We start from the raw sequence: 16733 nt of genomic DNA on the forward strand, positions 1-16733 counted from the left end.
CGGGTTCGCTGGGCGAGGGCGGTGTGCCGAGCGCAATCCCGGAGCCCATTCGATCTCCGTGGGCTTCCACGGGTGCCTGTGGCACGGGGTCCCTCTCTGTATTGGCGACGGATGTCATTCGCGACGGAATCGGTACATGGTAACTGCCCGGATCGGGCCCGCGGAATCACCAACCGGTGGGCAGCGGGTGTCCTTCGGCGAAGCCGGCGGCCGACTGCACGCCGAGGACGACCTTGTCGTGCAGTTCGGGCAGCGTCGTGGCGCCGACGTAGGTGCAGGTGCTGCGCACCCCGGAGGTGATGTGGTCGAGCAGGTCCTCCACACCGCCGCGCGCCGCGTCGAGAGCCATCCGGGAGCTGGAGATGCCCTCTTCGAACAGACCCTTGCGGGCCCGGTCGAAGGCGCTGTCGGCGGCGGTGCGCGCGGCCACCGCGCGTTTGGAGGCCATCCCGTAGCTCTCCTTGAAGGGCTGTCCGTCCCGGTCGCGCAGCAGGTCGCCGGGTGATTCGTAGGTGCCGGCGAACCAGGAGCCGATCATCACGTTGGAGGCACCCGCGGCAAGGGCCAGGGCCACGTCGCGGGGGTGGCGCACCCCGCCGTCGGCCCACACGTGACCGCCGAGTTCCTTTGCTGCCGAAGAACATTCGACGACGGCGGAGAACTGTGGGCGCCCGACGCCGGTCATCATGCGGGTGGTGCACATCGCGCCGGGGCCGACACCGACCTTGACGATGGAGGCACCCGCGCCGATCAGGTCGCGGGTGCCCTCGGCGGACACCACGTTCCCGGCGGCGATCGGCAGACCCAGATCGAGTGAGGCGACCACCGCGATGGCCTCGAGCATCTTGGCCTGATGACCGTGTGCGGTGTCGATCACGAGCAGGTCCGCCCCGGCCTCGGCGAGGCCGCGGGCCTTGGCGCCGACGTCACCGTTGATGCCGACCGCGGCGGCGATGCGCAGCCGACCCGAGGCGTCCACCGCGGGGGTGTAGATGCCCGCGCGGATGGCGCCGGTGCGGGTCAGCACACCGGTGAGTTCGCCGTTGTCATCGGTGAGCACCGCGATGTCGACGGGGGCATGCTCGAGCAGGTCGAACACCTTGCGCGGTTCGGTGCCGGCCGGCGCGGTGATGAAGTCGCTGATGGCGATGTCGCGGACCCGGGCGAACCGGTCCACGCCCGCGCAGGAGGCCTCGGTGACCACGCCGATCGGCCTGCCCTCGAAGACCACCACCGCCGCGCCGTGCGCCCGCTTGTGGATCAGCGCCATCGCATCGGAGACGGAGTCCTCGGGGCCCAGGATGACCGGGGTGTCGACGACCAGATCGCGGCTCTTCACGAAGTCCACGGTGTGCTGCACCACCGACAGCGGCAGATCCTGGGGCAACACCACGATGCCGCCGCGGCGCGCCACCGTCTCGGCCATCCGGCGGCCCGCGACGGCGGTCATGTTCGCCACCACCACCGGGATGGTGGTGCCCGATCCGTCGACAGTGGACAGGTCCACATCGAAGCGGGACGCCACATCGGAGTGTCCGGGCACGACGAAGACGTCGTTGTAGGTCAAGTCGTAGGGCGGGGTGTGACCGTTGAGGAACTGCACGCCCGTAAGTCTAGTGGGCTCCGAACATCCCGCGAGCAGACGCAAATGGCAGAGATAGCTGCCCTATTTGGGGCCATTTATGACTGCTCGCGGGTAAAACTCAGGCCTCGACCTCGCTGCGGTCGCCGCTCCACAGGGTGTGGAAACGCTTGTCGCGGTCGGTGTCGATGCGGCCGTAGGTGTGCGCGCCGAAGAAGTCGCGCAGGCCCTGGGTCAGCGCCGCAGGCAGCCGCTCGGTGCGCAGGCCGTCGTAGTAGGACAGCGCGGAGCTGAAACCGGGGATCGGGATGCCCAGTTCGGTGGCCTTGACCACGACGCGGCGCCAGCTGTCGATGGCAGCCTCGATGGCGTCGCGGAAGTACGGGTCGACGATCAGGGTGGGCAGGTCGGCATCATTGTCGAAGGCGTCCTTGATGCGGTTGAGGAACTTGGCCCGGATGATGCAGCCGCCGCGCCAGATGGTGGCCATGTCGCCGGGGGTGATGTCCCAGTTGTACTCGGCGCTGCCGGCCTGGATCTGGTTGAAGCCCTGGGCGTAGGCGATGATCTTGGAGGCGTAGAGCGCCTGCCGGATGTCCTCGGTGAATTGCGCTGCATCCGTTGGTTTTTTGCCGAGATCGCCGGAGGCCAGGCCGGTGGTGGCCTTGCGCTGGGCCACCGAGCCCGACAGTGCGCGGGCGAACACCGCTTCGGCGATGCCGGTGACGGGTACACCCAGATCGAGCGCGGACTTCACCGTCCAGCGTCCGGTGCCCTTCTGCTCGGCCTCGTCGAGGATCAGATCGACCAGCGGCGTGCCGGTCTTCGCGTCGACCTGGCGCAGCACCTCGGCGGTGATCTCCACCAGGTAGCTGTCCAGATCGCCGGAGTTCCAGTCGGTGAAGACGTCGGCGATCTGTCCGGCGGCCAGGCCCAGGCCGTCGCGCAGCAGTTGGTAGGCCTCGCCGATGAGCTGCATGTCGGAGTACTCGATGCCGTTGTGCACCATCTTCACGAAGTGCCCGGCGCCATCGGGGCCGATGTGGGTGCAACACGGCACCCCGTCGACGTGCGCAGAGATCTCCTCCAGCAGCGGACCCAGCGAGACATAGGACTCGGCGGGGCCGCCGGGCATGATCGACGGGCCGTTGAGCGCGCCCTCCTCACCGCCGGAGATGCCGGCGCCGACGAAGTGCAGACCCCGCTCCCGGATCGCCTTCTCGCGGCGGATGGTGTCGGTGTAGAGCGCGTTGCCGCCGTCGATGATGATGTCGCCTTCCTCCATCGCGTCGGCGAGCTCATTGATGACGGCGTCGGTCGGGTCACCGGCCTTGACCATGATCAGCACGCGGCGCGGCTTCTCCAGCGCGTCGAGGAACTCGGCGATCGTCTCGCTGCGCACGAAATTGCCCTCGGAGCCGTGCTCGGCCAGCAGCGCATCGGTTTTGGCGATCGAGCGGTTGTGTAGCGCAACGGTGTAGCCGTGCCGGGCGAAGTTCCGCGCGATGTTGGATCCCATGACCGCGAGGCCGGTGACCCCGATCTGTGCCTTACCGGTGTTGCCCGAACTGGTCATGCGGCAGCCTTTCGTGTCGTCTACGTCTTCGATGGTTGAATCGCCGCCGGTTCGGGGTTTATGCCCTAGTGACTGAACAAGCGGTGCAGCTCGGTGAGCCAGGGAAGTGCCAGCGCCACCGTGGGAATGATCAGGATCGCAGCCGCGGCGGTGTAGGCCGCCACTGCCAGGGCAAGACTATTGCCCTCGCCGCAGAGCCGCTGCACGCGCACCACGGTGGTCGGTCCGCCGGCGGCCAGCGCACCGGACGGGGTGCGCCCGCCGGCGCACGCGACCAGCGCACGGGCCAGGGGAGTGGGCCCGGCGACCCGGACGGCGGCGTCGTCGGCGAGCAGTTCGATGAGCAGCCGGACGGCGTCGAGGGCGTTACCGCTGCGGACGAACCGCGGAAACGCGGCGTGCACGGCGGTGAACATCTCCAGCACCAGATCGTGGCGGGCCCGCAGGTGGGCTCGTTCGTGGCTGAGGATGGCCGAGACCTCGGATTCCGAGAGCGTGGTCAGCGCGCCCTCGCTGACCACCACGCGGCTGCGCACACCGGGCAGGCAGTAGGCCATCGGTTGGGCGACGCCAAGGACGCGCAGTCCGCTGGGCCGACGGGCGGGGGTGCGCACGACGTCGCGGGACATGCCGACGAGGTCGACGACCATGCGGTGATGGGCGCGTCGTCGCCGGGTGGCGATGGCCACCAGCACGACCGCGATGATCAACCGCGCGCCGATCATCAGGGTGAGTGCGAAGACCACCACGTACAGCGCCCACAGTGGCCAGCCCAGGACCGCGATTTCGCTGGTCAGTGTGGCGGTGGGGCGGCCGTCGGGGCCGGGGACGAACAGCCGGCTGGCGATGGCGATACCGGCGGAGAACGCCGAGAGCACCGCGGCGAGTGCGATGGCCTGCCAGAGCACGATGGCGGCGCGCGGCGCGCGTAGGGGCCAGGATGCGCGCGCGAGGAGCGCGGGGACCGGACCGACGAGCACCAGCGCGACGATGGAGAAGGCCAGCGCGGACACGTCGTCAGTGTCCCTCAGCCGGTACCCGAATTACCAGCCGGTGGGACAACCCGGTGCTTGGATTCCAGTTCGGCGAGTGCGCGGCGCAGCGCGTCAGCCTCATCCGCGCCCACTCGTTCGACGAAATGCACCAGAGCGGCCTCCCGGCTGCCGGAGTCCGAGACCTGGTCGAGTGCGTCGACCATCAGTCCGGCGACGAGCTCGTCGCGGCCGTGGGTGGGGGCGTAGCGGTGGGCGCGGTCATCGCGATGCTGGACGACGAGATTCTTCTTCGCCAGCCGCTGCAGGACCGTCATGATCGTGGTGTAGGCGAGGTCGCGGCGCGCAGCAAGGGCCTCGTGGACCTGCCGCACCGTTTGTGGTTCGCGCGATGTCCAGAGGTGGTCCATCACTTCGCGCTCGAGTTCCCCGAGCCGCGTCAACTTGGCCATGTTCTGTTCACTCTCCTGAGCAATGGAACAAGGGTACTACGCGGTTACTACCGTGCGTCGTATCCCATCTACGCGCCAGGTCGGTTGCCTGGAGCCGTACTCTCCTGCGCCGGTCACGGCCCGTTTCCGAGATACCTGTGAGTCGAGTCACAGGTACTGGCCCGCTTGACGCCGATGACTATAGTAAGGCTAACCTAACCGAAGAAGGAGGTGCTGATGACGGTCGTGGTCGACGATCCGCTGATCGCACGCATGTCGATTAGGCGGGCACTGCCGCTACATGAGTCCAGCCGGCGACTGCGGGAGCTCTATCCCGAATGTCCGCGGGTCTACGGCGTGGCGGTGATGGGTGATCTGTCCCGGCGGCGTTGGTGGCCGCTGGTCGAGGTGATGACCACCGACCGCCTGCGCACCATGTTCGACGCCGCGGTCGCCGAGACCGACAGCCGCGCCGCGGTCGCGCAGCAGCTGGCGGCGACGCTGTCTCATGTCGTGATCGGGCGGGTGGTGCCATTGATCGCGCTGGAAGGCCGCGCGTGGGACACCGGGCTGGAGAACCTGTGGGTGCACGTCGATTCCGAAGGTGCCATCGACTGGGTCGGGGTAGTTGACCCGACGCTGCGCGCACTGCCGGACGATCCCCACCTGGCGCAACGTGCCACGGTCGGCACGGTGCGCACCACGCGCGACGGCATCGTGGCGCTGCCCAGTGAGGCGGCCCTGACGACCTGGGTGGCCCATCGCAGTCACCGGGCGCTGGCTCCGCTGTTCGCCAAGCTCTATGAGGTCAGTGACGGCGCCATCTCGATCGCGTCGATGTGGAACATCGTGGGAGCGGCCGTGGTCGGCGCGTCGACCCAGGTACCCCTGCTGGCCGGGTCCAGTGAGCTGACGAGCATGTGCCGCGGCCAGGCGATCCTCGACGCCTTGGTCGGGTTCGGCCTGCCGGTGCGCGGCGCCAGCAGGATTGCCGCAGGGAAGGCCTTGCTAAATTAGGGCAGCCTTGCCTATTATTTAGGTGCGAGGCTAACGGACCGAGCCGGAGTCCTGAGGGCTGCAGAGACCCCCGGTCCACTCGAAGGAAGGGCCCCACGCATTACGCGTGGGGCCCTTCCGCATTCGGTGATCAGACCGTGTAGACACAGATCTCGTGACCGCATCTCTGCCTCCCGGCCTCGGCGCCGGCTTCGACAGCGAATTGGGACTGCAATACCTGGAGGTGACCCCCGACGGCGGACGTGCCCGTCTGGAGATCACCGACAAGGTGAAGCAGCCCTGGGGGATCGTCCACGGCGGCGTCTACTGCGCCATCGTGGAAAGCCTCGCCAGCGTCTCCGGACACGTCTGGCTCGCCGAGCACGGCGGCGGGACCGTCGTCGGTGTGAACAACAACACCGATTTCCTGCGTGCCATCAAATCCGGCACGGTGACGGCGGTTTCGACGCCGATCCACCGGGGCCGGCGGCAGCAGCTGTGGCTGATCACCATCACCGACGAGGATGACCGCACGGTGGCGCGCGGCCAGGTTCGGCTGCAGAACGTCGCCGAATAACGGTGAGCGCTGCTGATTCGCCCGAGGCGTGGCAGTATCGCGCACTATGCGTTTAACGCCGCATGAACAAGAGCGGTTACTCATTTCCTACGCGGCCGAGCTCGCTCGGCGACGGCAGGACCGAGGGCTGCGGCTGAACCATCCCGAAGCCGTCGCGCTGATCACCGACCACATCCTGGAAGGCGCGCGCGACGGACGCACGGTGTCCGAGCTGATGGTCAGCGGTCGCGACGTGCTGACCCGTGAGCAGGTCATGGACGGTGTGCCGGAGATGCTCCATGACGTCCAGGTCGAGGCGACCTTCCCGGACGGCACCAAGCTCGTCACCGTCCACCATCCGATTCCGTGACAGGGGTGTGCCATGTACCCAGGTGAGATCGTCTTCGGTGACGGCGATATCGGCCTCAGTCCGGGCGCGCCGCGCATCTCGCTCGATGTGGTCAACAGCGGGGATCGGCCGGTGCAGGTGGGCAGTCATGTGCACCTGCCGCAGGCGAACTCGGCGCTGGAATTCGATCGCGATGCCGCGCACGGGCACCGTCTCGACATCCCCGCCGGCACCGCGGTGCGCTTCGAACCCGGCATCGCCCAGCACGTTTCGTTGGTTCCACTGAGCGGCACGCGTGAGGTGTACGGGCTTTCGCTGAATCCACCGGGCAGATTGGACGCGCCACAGTGACCTACCTCTCCCGCGACCGTTACGCCGCGTTGTACGGTCCCACCGCCGGCGACCGGATCCGGCTGGCCGATACCGACCTGTTCATCGAGATCACCGAGGATCGCAGCGGCGGACCGGAATTGGCCGGTGACGAAGCGGTGTTCGGTGGCGGCAAGGTGCTGCGCGAATCGATGGGCCAGAGCCGGGCCACCCGGGCCGACGGTGCGCCGGACACCGTCATCACCGGTGCGGTGATCCTCGACTACTGGGGAATCATCAAGGCCGATATCGGGATCCGCGATGGCCGTATCGTGGCGATCGGCAAGGCGGGAAACCCCGACATCATGTCCGGGGTGCACCCCGACCTGGTGGTCGGCCCGTCCACCGAGGTCATTTCCGGCAACGGCCGCATCGTCACCGCGGGCGCCATCGACTGTCACGTCCACCTGATCTGTCCGCAGATCATGGAGGAGGCCCTCGGCGGCGGCATCACCACCATCGTCGCCGGCGGGACCGGGCCGGCGGAGGGCAGCAAGGCCACCACCGTGACCCCCGGTTCCTGGCACCTGGCACGGATGTTGGAAGCGCTGGACACCTGGCCGCTCAACATCGCGCTGCTGGGCAAGGGCAACACCGTCAGCCATGAGGCGATGTGGGAGCAATTGCGCGGTGGTGCAGCCGGATTCAAGCTGCACGAGGACTGGGGCACCACGCCAGCCGCGATCGACGCCTGCCTGACCGTGTCCGAGGCCGCCGGCGTGCAGGCCAACATCCACACCGACACACTCAACGAGATGGGGTTCGTGGAGGACACCCTGGCCGCGGTGAAGGGCCGGTCCATCCACGCCTACCACACCGAGGGCGCGGGCGGCGGGCATGCACCCGACATCATCACGGTCGCGGGGGAACCCAACGTGCTGCCGAGTTCGACGAACCCGACCCGCCCGCACACCGTCAACACTCTCGACGAGCATCTGGACATGTTGATGGTGTGTCACCATCTCAACCCGCGAATCCCCGAAGATCTCGCGTTCGCGGAAAGCCGGATCCGCCCCTCGACCATCGCCGCAGAGGATCTGCTGCACGATATCGGCGCGATCTCGATGATCGGCAGCGACGCCCAGGCCATGGGGCGTATCGGCGAAGTGGTGTTGCGCACCTGGCAGACCGCGCATGTCATGAAGCGCCGCAGAGGCTTCCTGGAAGGCGACGTGCGGGCCGACAACAACCGGGCCCGTCGCTATGTCGCGAAGTACACCATCTGCCCCGCGGTGGCGCACGGGATGGATCACGAGATCGGTTCGGTGGAGGTCGGCAAACTGGCCGATCTGGTGTTGTGGGAGCCGGCCTTCTTCGGTGTCCGCCCGCACGCCGTCATCAAGGGCGGCATGATCGCCTGGGCGGCGATGGGCGATGCCAATGCCTCCATTCCGACCCCGCAACCGGTGCTGCCCCGGCCGATGTTCGGCGCCGCGCCCGCCGCTGCGGCGGCCACGTCGGTGCATTTCGTGGCACCGCAAGCGCTCGAGGACGGCCTGGGCGACCGGCTCGACGTCAAGCGACGGCTGCTGGCGGTGGGCAACGTACGGCAGGTGGGCAAGGCCCAGATGCCGCTCAACGACGCATTGCCGCGGATCGAGGTCGACTCCGATAGCTTCACCGTCCGCATCGACGGCGAGGTCTGGCAGGAGCAGCCGGCCACCGAACTGCCGATGGCGCAGCGTTACTTCTTGTTCTGATGTTCGCCCATTCCCCGTCGCTGCGCTCGCCCGAGCCGAACTTCCCGTCGCTTGGCTCGCCGTCGTCCCTGGCAACACTTCTCACGCTGGCCGATTCCCGGCTGCCGACCGGCGGTCACGTGCACTCCGGCGGCATCGAAGAGGCGATCACCGCGGGGCGGGTCACCGGCGTCACCACGCTGCGGGCCTACCTGTGTCGCCGGATCCGCAGTCAGGGCCTGGTGAGTGCGTCCCTGGCGGCCGCGGTGCACACCGGCAGTCTGGCGATCGATGCCGCCGACGCCGAAACCGATGCCCGCACGCCGTCGCCGGCGGCACGGACGGCTTCGCGGGCGCAGGGCCGCGGACTGCTGCGGCTGGCCAAACGGGTGTGGCCGGAGCACCCCTGGGGTGCACTCGGATCCAAGCCGCACCTCGCAGTGGCGACGGGCGCGGTCGGTATCGCCGGCGCGATGGCTCCCGAACACACCGCGCTGTCGGTGGTGTACACCACCATGACCGGGTCGGCCACGGCCGCGCAACGGCTGCTGGCGCTGGATCCGGCCGATGTCGCGGCACTGACCTTCGAGTTATCCGCGCTGTGCGAGCAGACCGCCGCACTGGCCGTCAAGGAGCTCGCCGACCTGTCCGATCCGCTGCTCGACGTGCTGGCCGAGGGGCACGCTGCGCGCGAGCGGCCACTGTTCTTCTCCTGAAATTCCTGAGCCGAGTCGAAAGGTCCATATATGCCACCACATTTCATCGACGGCGAACCGCACACCCATGCCGACCGGCCCAAGCGGGTGCGTCAGCCGGGGGAGCCGCTGCGCATCGGCGTGGGCGGCCCGGTGGGGTCCGGCAAGACGGCCCTGGTGGCCGCGCTGTGCCGTCAGCTGCGCGATGAGATCTCGCTGGCCGTGCTGACCAACGACATCTACACCACCGAGGACGCCGACTTCCTGCGCAGGCATGCCGTCCTGCCCGACGAGCGCATCGCCGCGGTGCAGACCGGAGGCTGCCCGCACACCGCCATCCGCGATGACATCACCGCCAATCTGGATGCCATCGACGATCTCATCGCCGCCAATCCGGGTCTGGATCTGATCCTGGTCGAGTCCGGCGGCGACAACCTGACCGCCACCTTCTCCTCCGGCCTCATCGACGTGCAGATCTTCGTCGTCGACGTGGCCGGCGGTGACAAGGTGCCGCGCAAGGGTGGGCCAGGGGTGACCTTCTCGGATCTGTTGGTGATCAACAAGACCGACCTCGCACCCATGGTCGGCGCCGATCTGGACGTGATGCGCCGGGATTCCACCCAGGTGCGGGGAGACCGTCCCTTCGTGCTCATCTCGCTCACCGACGACCCGACCGCCGGCCCGGTGCTGCAGTGGGTGCACAAGCAGCTACGGGTACCGGTCGCGGGCTGAGATGCGTTCCGACGTCCTGCTGGTGGCGCGGCCCGGCCGCGGCCCGCACATCGAATGCGCGGGCGGGCTCGCCGCGCGTCGCACCGAGCCCGACGTCGTACACCTGCTGTCGGCCGCGGCGACACCGCTTGGCGGGGATGTCATCTCGGTGCGGATCGTCGTGGAGGCCGGTGCGCGGCTGCGGGTGCGCAGTGTCGCGGCCAGCGTCGCGCTCCCGGGTGCGGGAAGCGTGGTGTCGCACAGCTTCTGGGATCTGGAGGTCGCAGGTGAGCTCGACCTCGATCCCCAGCCCACTGTCATCGCGGGCGACGCGTGCCACCACACCAGCACCCGGCTGCGGGTAGGCCAGTCCGCGACGGCACGGGTGCGCGAAAGCGCGCAGATCGGCAGAACCGGTGAGGACCAAGGATTCTGGACCTCGGCGCTGCACGCCGATGTGGACGGCACGCCGCTGCTACGGCACCGGGTGGAGCTGGGCGCGGGATCGGTGGCCGACGACGAGCTGGGCACACCGCTGGCGTGTGTCAGCGAACTGCGTTATCCGGAAACCGGATTCGACAGCCCCGGCACCGTCCTGGAACTGGCCGGTGGAGGCAGTCTGTCGACGTGGCAGGGACAGCGATTGGGCGGCTAACTGGCCGCCTTCTCGCGTTCCTGCACCGAGGCGGCGATCTCCTCGAGTTCCTCGATCCTGGTGCGGGCGTAGGCCTGCTGCTCGGTGATGGTCAGCTGACCACGCTGGCGGCTCAGGAACGTCACCGCCCAAGAGAGCAAGGTGGCGATCTTGGTCTTGAAGCCCACCAGGTAGATCAGGTGCAGCCCCAGCCACGCGAGCCAGGCGATGAAGCCGCCGAACTCGAGCTTGCCGACCTTGGCCACGGCGTTCCACTTTGACACGGTGGCCATCGAGCCCTTGTCGAAGTACTTGAACGGCACCCGGGGCTTGGGCTTGGTGCCGTGTGCGCGTGCAGCGGCCTCGTTCTTGATGATCGCGGCGACGTACTTGGCGCCCTGGATGGCGCCCTGTGCCATACCCGGCACGCCGTCGACGAACGCCATATCGCCGACCACGAACACGTTGGGGTGACCGGGGATCGACAGGTCCGGGTTGACCTTGACGCGGCCGGCACGATCGATCTCGGTCTCGGACTGGGCGGCCAGATCCTTACCGAGCGGGCTGGCCTGCACGCCTGCGGACCACACCTTGGACGCCGATTCGATGCGTCGGATGGTGCCGTCCTTGTCCTTGACGGTGATGCCATTGCGGTCGACATCGGTGACCATGGCATTGAGCTGAATCTCGACGCCCATCTTCTCCAGCCGCTCCTTGGCCTTGAGGCCGAGCTTCTCGCCCATCGGCGGAAGGACCGCGGGCGCGGCGTCGAGCAGGATGACGTGCGCCTCGGTGGGGTCGATATGCCGGAAGCTGCCCTTGAGCGTCTGGTCCGCCAGCTCCTGGATCTGGCCGGCCATCTCCACGCCGGTCGGTCCGGCACCGATGACGACGAACGTCAGCAGCTTCTTGCGGCGCTCCGGATCACTCGACCGCTCGGCCTGCTCGAAGGCGCCGAGGATGCGGCCACGCAGCTCCAGCGCGTCGTCGATGGTCTTCATGCCGGGTGCGAACTCGGCGAAGTGATCGTTGCCGAAATATGACTGACCTGCACCTGCGGCCAGGATCAAGGTGTCATACGGCGTGCGGTAGGTATGGCCCAGCAGGACGGAGTCGATCGTCTGGTTCTCCAGGTCGACATGGGTCACGTCACCGAGCAGCACCTGGGCGTTCTCCTGCTTGCGCAGGATCAGCCGGGTCGGCGGCGCGATCTCGCCCTCGGAGATGATGCCGGTGGCCACCTGGTACAGCAGCGGCTGGAACAGGTGGTGGGTGGTACGGGCGATCAACTTGATGTCGACATCGGCACGCTTGAGTGCCTGTGCGGTGTTCAATCCACCGAAACCCGAACCGACGATGACGACCTTGTGCCGATCCGATGCCGTAGCTCCCGGGTGGCTCATCTGACGCTCCTAGCGAAGTACTTTGTCAATACAACCCTAGGGTAGTCGGTGGCCATCCCACCAGCGCGGTGAGATGGCGCACCGACCAAGAGTTCACCCGCCGATCACGGGCTTCAATGCCTCGGCCACCGCAGTGACGCCGCCGGGTACGTAACCGCCCATCGTCACCGGGCTGAGGATGACCCCGTCGACACCGACGTCGTAGACCTTCTCCTTGATCTGCTCGGCGACCTGCTCCGGCGTGCCGAAGACCGCCTGCTGTTTGAAGTCGTCGGGGATCATGTCCGCGGTGAACTGCTCGCCGATCAAGGCGATCACCAGCATGCTCGTCTCCAGCGTGGCGGGATCGCGGTCGATCTTCTCGCAGTTCTCCTTGACCACAGCCAGCTTGCGGGGCAGCTCGTCGAATCCGGCGATGATGTTGAGGTGGTCGAAGTGCCGCGCGGCCAGTGGGATGGTCTTCTTCTCGCCGCTGCCGCCGATCATCAGCGGAATGTGCTCGCGGAAGCGGGGATTGGCGAAGGCTTCCTGAGTCTTGTAGTAGGCGCCGTCGACGGTCACGCGCTCGCCCTTGAGCATCGGCACGATGATCTGCAGGGCCTCGTCGAGCTTTTTGAAGCGGTCGGTGAAGGTGCCGAACTCGAAGCCCAGGCTGTCATGCTCCAGTTCGAACCAGCCGGTGCCGATGCCCAGGATGGCGCGGCCCTGGCTGATCACGTCCAGCGTGGTGATGGCCTTGGCCAGCACCGTGGGATTGCGGTAGGTGTTGCCGGTGACCAGGGTGCCCAGTTGGACCCGTTCGGTGGCGGTGGCCAGTGCGCCGAGTGCCGTGTAGGCCTCCAGCATCGGCTCCTCGGGTGCGCCGAGGCCGGGCAGTTGGTAGAAGTGGTCCATCACGAAAACCGAGTCGAAGCCGGCATTCTCGGCTTCCTTCGCCTGCGCGATGACGGTGGGGAACAGTTCGGAGATGCTGGTGCCGTAGGAAAAGTTGGGGATCTGGAGTCCGAGTCGAATCGCCATGGGACTCACGAAACCACAACTAAGCGGAGCGGTCACCCCGTTTTAGCTCGGGGCGAACACGGGAATATCTCAGCCGAAGTTGGCGAGCGCACCCTGGCTGACGTGCAGCGTCTCGCCGGTGATGTGCCTGGCCGACGGTGTGGTGAGAAACAGTGCCAGACGGGTGATTTCATCGGCAGTCGTGGTGGGGGAGCCGCCGAGGCCGTCGTAGCCGGGGTCGACGCCACGGCCGGCTGCGACGAGGTTGATGGTGATGCCGCGGACGCCGAAGTGGGCGGCCTGACCGGAGGTCCAGTTCGACAGCGCCGCCTTGACAGCGGCGTCGGCGCTGCCGTCGGCGGGATTCGACGCCACCACGTTGACGATCGAGCCGCCCGAACTCAGCTGGTCGCCCAGTATCGACACCGTCAGGACCGCGGACAACACCGTGGTGTCCAGCGCGTGGCGCCAGGCCGACGCACGGTCGGTCAGCGTGTGGGTGCGGGGGTCGCCGGCGTCCCAGCGCGGGGCGGGCACATTGATGATGCCGTCGAGGTGCTGAGGGAAGGCGCCGCGAGCGGCTTCGAGACTGGCTGGATCGTTGTTGTCGAAGACCACGTAGTCGACGTCGAGTTCCTTGGCGGCCACTTCGAGCTCGGCGCGCTGCGCTCCGGCGATCACCACGTTGTGGCCCTCGTCGCGGAACCCACTTGCGATGACACGGCCCAGTTCGGTATCGCCACCGGTGACGAGCAACTCCATGGGACCTCCTTGGTTCAGCGCTGAAGCCAGCGAGTGACGGTCATGTTACTGGACAGTAGCTAGCTGGGGAAATCAGACGCGCCGGGTGTGCGAATGGCCGGCAACGTCGCGTAACGGATCCCGGGGCGCCGGCGACGTAAGGGGTGAGAACCCCACCGGGGCGTGGACGGCACACCCGAGCGCCATCGGTGGACTCCGTCGTGGGCACGTAAAATCAGCAACGCTGCGCATCGGTATCTGCGTAGGCTTTAGAGGTTCTCAGCAACGTCTCAGCTTGACACTCAATGAGCAACTCACACTTGCGTCACGGCCGTAACACGGTAGTTTCTTCACCATGGATCAGTCGGACGTGAATTCCTCACACCGCAAGCGGCTCGGCAAGAGGCTTACGGTCGCTGTAGCGGTTGCGTCCGCGGCGGCCCTGACCCTTCCGGTCGCGGTGTCGCACGCGGAACCGGTGCCACCCGCGCCGGCCCCCGCCCCCGCTGAACCGACGCCGCCGCCCCCGCCGCCGCCGGCCGATCCGAACGCTCCGCCGCCGCCCGCCGCTCCGCCGCCGCCCGCCGCACCGCTGCCTCCGGGCGTGCCGCCACCACCGCCCGATCCGAACGCGCCGCCCGTCGATCCCAACGCTCCGCCGCCCCCGCCGGAGCCGGAACCGGGCCGCGTCAACAACGCTCCCGGTGGTTTCAGCTATCTCCTGCCCGAGGGGTGGAAGGTGGCCGACGCCACCCAGTTGTCCTACGGGCAGGCGCTGCTGACCAAGATCCCGCCGCCCGGTACCGAGCAGCCGCCGAACGACACCAGCGTGCTGCTGGGCCGCCTCGACATGAAGTTGTTCGCCGGTTCCGAGGCCGACAACGCCAAGGCGGCAGCCCGACTGGCCTCCGATATGGGCGAGTTCTTCATGCCTTTCCCGGGGACCCGCCTCGGCCAGGAGACCGTGCCGCTGACGGCAGGTGATCTCACCGGCACCGCCTCCTACTACGAGGTGAAATTCACCGACACCAGCAAGCCGACCGGACAGATCTGGGCCGGTGTGGTCGGTGCCCCCACCGCGGCAGCCCGCGGTCAGCGCGCACCCGAGCGCTGGTTCGTGGTGTGGCTCGGTACGGCGAACAACCCGGTGGACAAGGGTGCCGCGGTGACGCTGGCCCAGTCGATCCGGCCGTGGAGCCCGCCGCCACCGCCGCCGCCGCCGGACCCGAACGCGCCTCCGCCGCCGCCGGATCCGAACGCACCCCCGCCGGACCCCAACGCGCCGCCGCCGCGTCCCGGCGTCGGTGTCCCGGTGCCTGTCGACCCGAACAGCGCCCCCGGGATGCTGCCGGCGTAGTCGTCACGACCGACGCAATGTCGCCCTGAGGGCCGCAGCGCGGATCCATATCCGCGGCGGCCTCCTCAGGGCGACATTGCGTCTCAGGGCGACATTGCGTCGCCGTGGCGATGGGAGATCGTGGCCATTTCTTGGGCATGATCGTTACCTTGGGTTGGTATTCCATAGATATGGGCCTGTCAGCCATGTCGGGCCCAGGGAGGATGTCTCATGGGCACCATCATCGGAACCATCATCTTCGGCGCAGTGATCGGCGTGCTGGCGCGTCTGGTCATTCCCGGTAAGCAGTCGATCGGATGGGTGATAACCATCGTCTTAGGCATAGCCGGTGCCCTCATCGGTTATTGGGTCTGGGGCCTCGTCGCCAGTGAGGGAAACGCCAACACCGGCGGTATCGACTGGATTAGGTGGGCAATCAGCATCGCTGCGGCAGCGGTTCTGACCCTGGGCTACACCGCGGCGACCAAGAAATAGCCAGGATGAAAATGCTTGCCGGTCAAGAATTTTTGGCCTTTGCGCCGCCGACGGCTGTGAGCTGGCTGAGCTACATCGTCATCGGCGGTATCGCGGGTTGGTTGGCCGGCAAGATCATGCGCGGCGGTGGACAAGGCATCGTGCTGAACATTGTCGTCGGTATCATTGGCGGTTTCTTGGGCGGTTTCTTACTGGAAAAGCTCGGCGTCGATGTCGTTGAGGGCCGACGGTGGTTCACTTTCTTCACCTCGCTGCTTGGCGCGGTGCTTCTTTTGTGGATCGTCGGTCTCATCCGAAAGAAGTCCTGACTTAGGCGCATGGGCGCCGCGCTCAGGTGGACGCGTGCCACACGAGCGCGGCGGCCAGTGCGCCCATCCCGTTCAGTGACCAGTGCAGTGCGATCGGCGCGATCAGACTGCCACTGCGCCGGCGCAGCCAGGTGAAGACGAAGCCGGCCGCTGCGGTCGCGATCACTGCACCGACGACGCCGGCCACCATGCCGAACACACCGCCACCGAGGATGCGGGAAAACCCGACATTGCCGCTGGTGAGTCCGAACGAACTGGCGATGTGCCACAGGCCGAACAACAGCGATCCGGCGGCGGCCACCCCGCGGACGCCCCAGGCGCGGTCCAGCGCACCGTGCAGCACACCGCGAAAGGCCAGTTCCTCGGGGATGACGGTCTGCAGCGGGATGATCACCATCGACGCGAGTAGCGCGCCCGACAGCGTCGCGTAGTGGTTGTTCATGAACATCGGGCGCGTCCACGGCAGTAGGGCGCCGATCGCGATGACCAGCAGCACGATCCCCACGACGGCCGCGGCGTACCCAGCGCCCGAACGCCACTGCTCGCGGCCCAGGCCGAGCTCGGACCAGCCGAGACCGCGCGAGCGCACCAGGATGACCAGACCGACTGCCGCGGCGGGCACGATCACGACATTGGCCCACGGAGTGGTGAAATGCGCGACCAGATTGGTGAGGGCGAGCACCACCACGACGACACCCACATCGACGTAGACCCGAAAATGGTGCAGCGCCGACAGCTGCCCAACCAGCGGATGGGCAGGCATTTCGATCGGTGAAGCCATCGCGCCGGCGTCAGACATTGTCTGCAAGTGTACGTGCCGTGGTTGTCTACCTAAGTTAGCGAACTGACACGCTATGGTGTCGAGCGTGCTGAGGATGACG

Annotated in this window: 19 protein-coding genes; 11 read left to right on the forward strand and 8 right to left on the reverse strand. The window is 67.4% G+C overall.

From position 1 onward, the window contains the following. Positions 1 to 166: 166 nt before the first annotated feature. The 4 genes from EXE63_RS28265 to EXE63_RS28280 form a co-directional block, all read right to left on the reverse strand. The gene (locus tag EXE63_RS28265; protein ID WP_168144677.1) at positions 167 to 1603 is read right to left on the reverse strand and encodes a GuaB1 family IMP dehydrogenase-related protein; all 1437 of its coding nucleotides are present in this window, start codon (positions 1601 to 1603) and stop codon (positions 167 to 169) included. 100 nt (positions 1604 to 1703) lie between these two features. Beyond that, positions 1704 to 3158 carry an NADP-dependent phosphogluconate dehydrogenase gene (gnd, locus tag EXE63_RS28270; RefSeq protein WP_168144678.1) on the reverse strand — a complete coding sequence of 485 codons (1455 nt, stop codon included), beginning with the start codon at positions 3156 to 3158 and terminating at the stop codon, positions 1704 to 1706. Between the two features lie 65 nt (positions 3159 to 3223). Continuing rightward, complete coding sequence (locus EXE63_RS28275; protein ID WP_168144679.1) at positions 3224 to 4171, reverse strand: M56 family metallopeptidase; 948 nt, start codon at positions 4169 to 4171, stop codon at positions 3224 to 3226. 14 nt (positions 4172 to 4185) lie between these two features. Continuing rightward, entirely contained in the window at positions 4186 to 4602 is a 417-nt protein-coding gene (locus tag EXE63_RS28280) for a BlaI/MecI/CopY family transcriptional regulator (RefSeq protein ID WP_105366471.1), read from the reverse strand. Between the two features lie 216 nt (positions 4603 to 4818). On the opposite strand from EXE63_RS28280, the gene EXE63_RS28285 reads away from it, so the two are divergent. The 8 genes from EXE63_RS28285 to EXE63_RS28320 all read left to right on the forward strand — a co-directional run bounded on the left by EXE63_RS28285 (position 4819) and on the right by EXE63_RS28320 (position 10591). Then, positions 4819 to 5598 carry an iron reductase gene (locus EXE63_RS28285; RefSeq protein WP_168144680.1) on the forward strand — a complete coding sequence of 260 codons (780 nt, stop codon included), beginning with the start codon at positions 4819 to 4821 and terminating at the stop codon, positions 5596 to 5598. A 154-nt stretch (positions 5599 to 5752) separates the two neighbouring features. Further along, complete coding sequence (locus tag EXE63_RS28290) at positions 5753 to 6154, forward strand: PaaI family thioesterase (protein ID WP_168144681.1); 402 nt, start codon at positions 5753 to 5755, stop codon at positions 6152 to 6154. A gap of 46 nt (positions 6155 to 6200) precedes the next feature. After that, a complete protein-coding gene (locus tag EXE63_RS28295) occupies positions 6201 to 6503 on the forward strand; it encodes an urease subunit gamma (protein ID WP_168144682.1) in 303 nt (100 codons plus the stop codon). A gap of 12 nt (positions 6504 to 6515) precedes the next feature. Then, complete coding sequence (locus EXE63_RS28300) at positions 6516 to 6833, forward strand: urease subunit beta (protein WP_168144683.1); 318 nt, start codon at positions 6516 to 6518, stop codon at positions 6831 to 6833. Then, the gene (locus EXE63_RS28305; RefSeq protein ID WP_168144684.1) at positions 6830 to 8551 is read left to right on the forward strand and encodes an urease subunit alpha; all 1722 of its coding nucleotides are present in this window, start codon (positions 6830 to 6832) and stop codon (positions 8549 to 8551) included. The genes EXE63_RS28300 and EXE63_RS28305 overlap by 4 nt, the downstream gene beginning before the upstream one ends. Next, positions 8551 to 9246 (forward strand): urease accessory protein UreF, encoded by a 696-nt coding sequence (locus EXE63_RS28310; RefSeq protein WP_168144685.1) that lies wholly within the window; start codon positions 8551 to 8553, stop codon positions 9244 to 9246. Before EXE63_RS28305 ends, EXE63_RS28310 begins: the two co-directional genes overlap by 1 nt. Positions 9247 to 9276: 30 nt before the next feature. Next, positions 9277 to 9957, forward strand: a complete 681-nt coding sequence (ureG, locus tag EXE63_RS28315; protein ID WP_168144686.1) for an urease accessory protein UreG — start codon at positions 9277 to 9279, stop codon at positions 9955 to 9957. A 1-nt stretch (position 9958) separates the two neighbouring features. Continuing rightward, positions 9959 to 10591, forward strand: a complete 633-nt coding sequence (locus EXE63_RS28320) for an urease accessory protein UreD (protein ID WP_168144687.1) — start codon at positions 9959 to 9961, stop codon at positions 10589 to 10591. Here the strand turns inward: EXE63_RS28320 and EXE63_RS28325 are convergent. The 3 genes from EXE63_RS28325 to EXE63_RS28335 all read right to left on the reverse strand — a co-directional run bounded on the left by EXE63_RS28325 (position 10588) and on the right by EXE63_RS28335 (position 13734). After that, entirely contained in the window at positions 10588 to 11973 is a 1386-nt protein-coding gene (locus EXE63_RS28325; RefSeq protein WP_168144688.1) for a type II NADH:quinone oxidoreductase Ndh, read from the reverse strand. The two genes, EXE63_RS28320 and EXE63_RS28325, sit on opposite strands and share 4 nt — an antisense overlap. A gap of 93 nt (positions 11974 to 12066) precedes the next feature. Further along, positions 12067 to 12993: an LLM class F420-dependent oxidoreductase gene (locus EXE63_RS28330; protein ID WP_168144689.1), complete on the reverse strand. Its 927-nt coding sequence runs from the start codon at positions 12991 to 12993 to the stop codon at positions 12067 to 12069. 69 nt (positions 12994 to 13062) lie between these two features. Beyond that, positions 13063 to 13734 (reverse strand): SDR family oxidoreductase, encoded by a 672-nt coding sequence (locus EXE63_RS28335; protein WP_168144690.1) that lies wholly within the window; start codon positions 13732 to 13734, stop codon positions 13063 to 13065. A gap of 334 nt (positions 13735 to 14068) precedes the next feature. Here EXE63_RS28335 and EXE63_RS28340 point away from each other — a divergent pair, with 334 nt between their 5' ends. The 3 genes from EXE63_RS28340 to EXE63_RS28350 all read left to right on the forward strand — a co-directional run bounded on the left by EXE63_RS28340 (position 14069) and on the right by EXE63_RS28350 (position 15852). After that, on the forward strand, positions 14069 to 15070 hold the full coding sequence (locus tag EXE63_RS28340; protein ID WP_168144691.1) for an alanine and proline-rich secreted protein Apa: 1002 nt from the start codon (positions 14069 to 14071) through the stop codon (positions 15068 to 15070). Positions 15071 to 15280: 210 nt separating this feature from the next. Next, positions 15281 to 15544, forward strand: a complete 264-nt coding sequence (locus EXE63_RS28345; protein WP_168144692.1) for a GlsB/YeaQ/YmgE family stress response membrane protein — start codon at positions 15281 to 15283, stop codon at positions 15542 to 15544. 5 nt (positions 15545 to 15549) lie between these two features. Then, a complete protein-coding gene (locus tag EXE63_RS28350; protein WP_168144693.1) occupies positions 15550 to 15852 on the forward strand; it encodes a GlsB/YeaQ/YmgE family stress response membrane protein in 303 nt (100 codons plus the stop codon). A 22-nt stretch (positions 15853 to 15874) separates the two neighbouring features. Here EXE63_RS28350 and EXE63_RS28355 read toward each other — a convergent pair whose 3' ends face one another. Beyond that, entirely contained in the window at positions 15875 to 16651 is a 777-nt protein-coding gene (locus tag EXE63_RS28355; RefSeq protein WP_168144694.1) for a CPBP family intramembrane glutamic endopeptidase, read from the reverse strand. Between the last annotated feature and the right edge of the window lie 82 nt (positions 16652 to 16733).

Origin of the sequence: Mycolicibacterium frederiksbergense (genome assembly GCF_012223425.1) — a bacterium.
Taxonomy (GTDB): domain Bacteria; phylum Actinomycetota; class Actinomycetes; order Mycobacteriales; family Mycobacteriaceae; genus Mycobacterium; species Mycobacterium frederiksbergense.

Coding starts and splice junctions, on each gene's coding strand:
- EXE63_RS28330 (WP_168144689.1), bottom strand. CDS start 12,993: ATGGCGATTCGACTCGGACTCCAGATCCCCAACTTTTCCTACGGCACC.
- EXE63_RS28280 (WP_105366471.1), bottom strand. CDS start 4,602: ATGGCCAAGTTGACGCGGCTCGGGGAACTCGAGCGCGAAGTGATGGAC.
- EXE63_RS28335 (WP_168144690.1), bottom strand. CDS start 13,734: ATGGAGTTGCTCGTCACCGGTGGCGATACCGAACTGGGCCGTGTCATC.
- EXE63_RS28355 (WP_168144694.1), bottom strand. CDS start 16,651: ATGTCTGACGCCGGCGCGATGGCTTCACCGATCGAAATGCCTGCCCAT.
- EXE63_RS28320 (WP_168144687.1), top strand. CDS start 9,959: ATGCGTTCCGACGTCCTGCTGGTGGCGCGGCCCGGCCGCGGCCCGCAC.
- EXE63_RS28295 (WP_168144682.1), top strand. CDS start 6,201: ATGCGTTTAACGCCGCATGAACAAGAGCGGTTACTCATTTCCTACGCG.
- EXE63_RS28345 (WP_168144692.1), top strand. CDS start 15,281: ATGGGCACCATCATCGGAACCATCATCTTCGGCGCAGTGATCGGCGTG.
- EXE63_RS28340 (WP_168144691.1), top strand. CDS start 14,069: ATGGATCAGTCGGACGTGAATTCCTCACACCGCAAGCGGCTCGGCAAG.
- EXE63_RS28300 (WP_168144683.1), top strand. CDS start 6,516: ATGTACCCAGGTGAGATCGTCTTCGGTGACGGCGATATCGGCCTCAGT.
- EXE63_RS28325 (WP_168144688.1), bottom strand. CDS start 11,973: ATGAGCCACCCGGGAGCTACGGCATCGGATCGGCACAAGGTCGTCATC.
- EXE63_RS28285 (WP_168144680.1), top strand. CDS start 4,819: ATGACGGTCGTGGTCGACGATCCGCTGATCGCACGCATGTCGATTAGG.
- ureG (WP_168144686.1), top strand. CDS start 9,277: ATGCCACCACATTTCATCGACGGCGAACCGCACACCCATGCCGACCGG.
- EXE63_RS28350 (WP_168144693.1), top strand. CDS start 15,550: ATGAAAATGCTTGCCGGTCAAGAATTTTTGGCCTTTGCGCCGCCGACG.
- EXE63_RS28310 (WP_168144685.1), top strand. CDS start 8,551: ATGTTCGCCCATTCCCCGTCGCTGCGCTCGCCCGAGCCGAACTTCCCG.
- gnd (WP_168144678.1), bottom strand. CDS start 3,158: ATGACCAGTTCGGGCAACACCGGTAAGGCACAGATCGGGGTCACCGGC.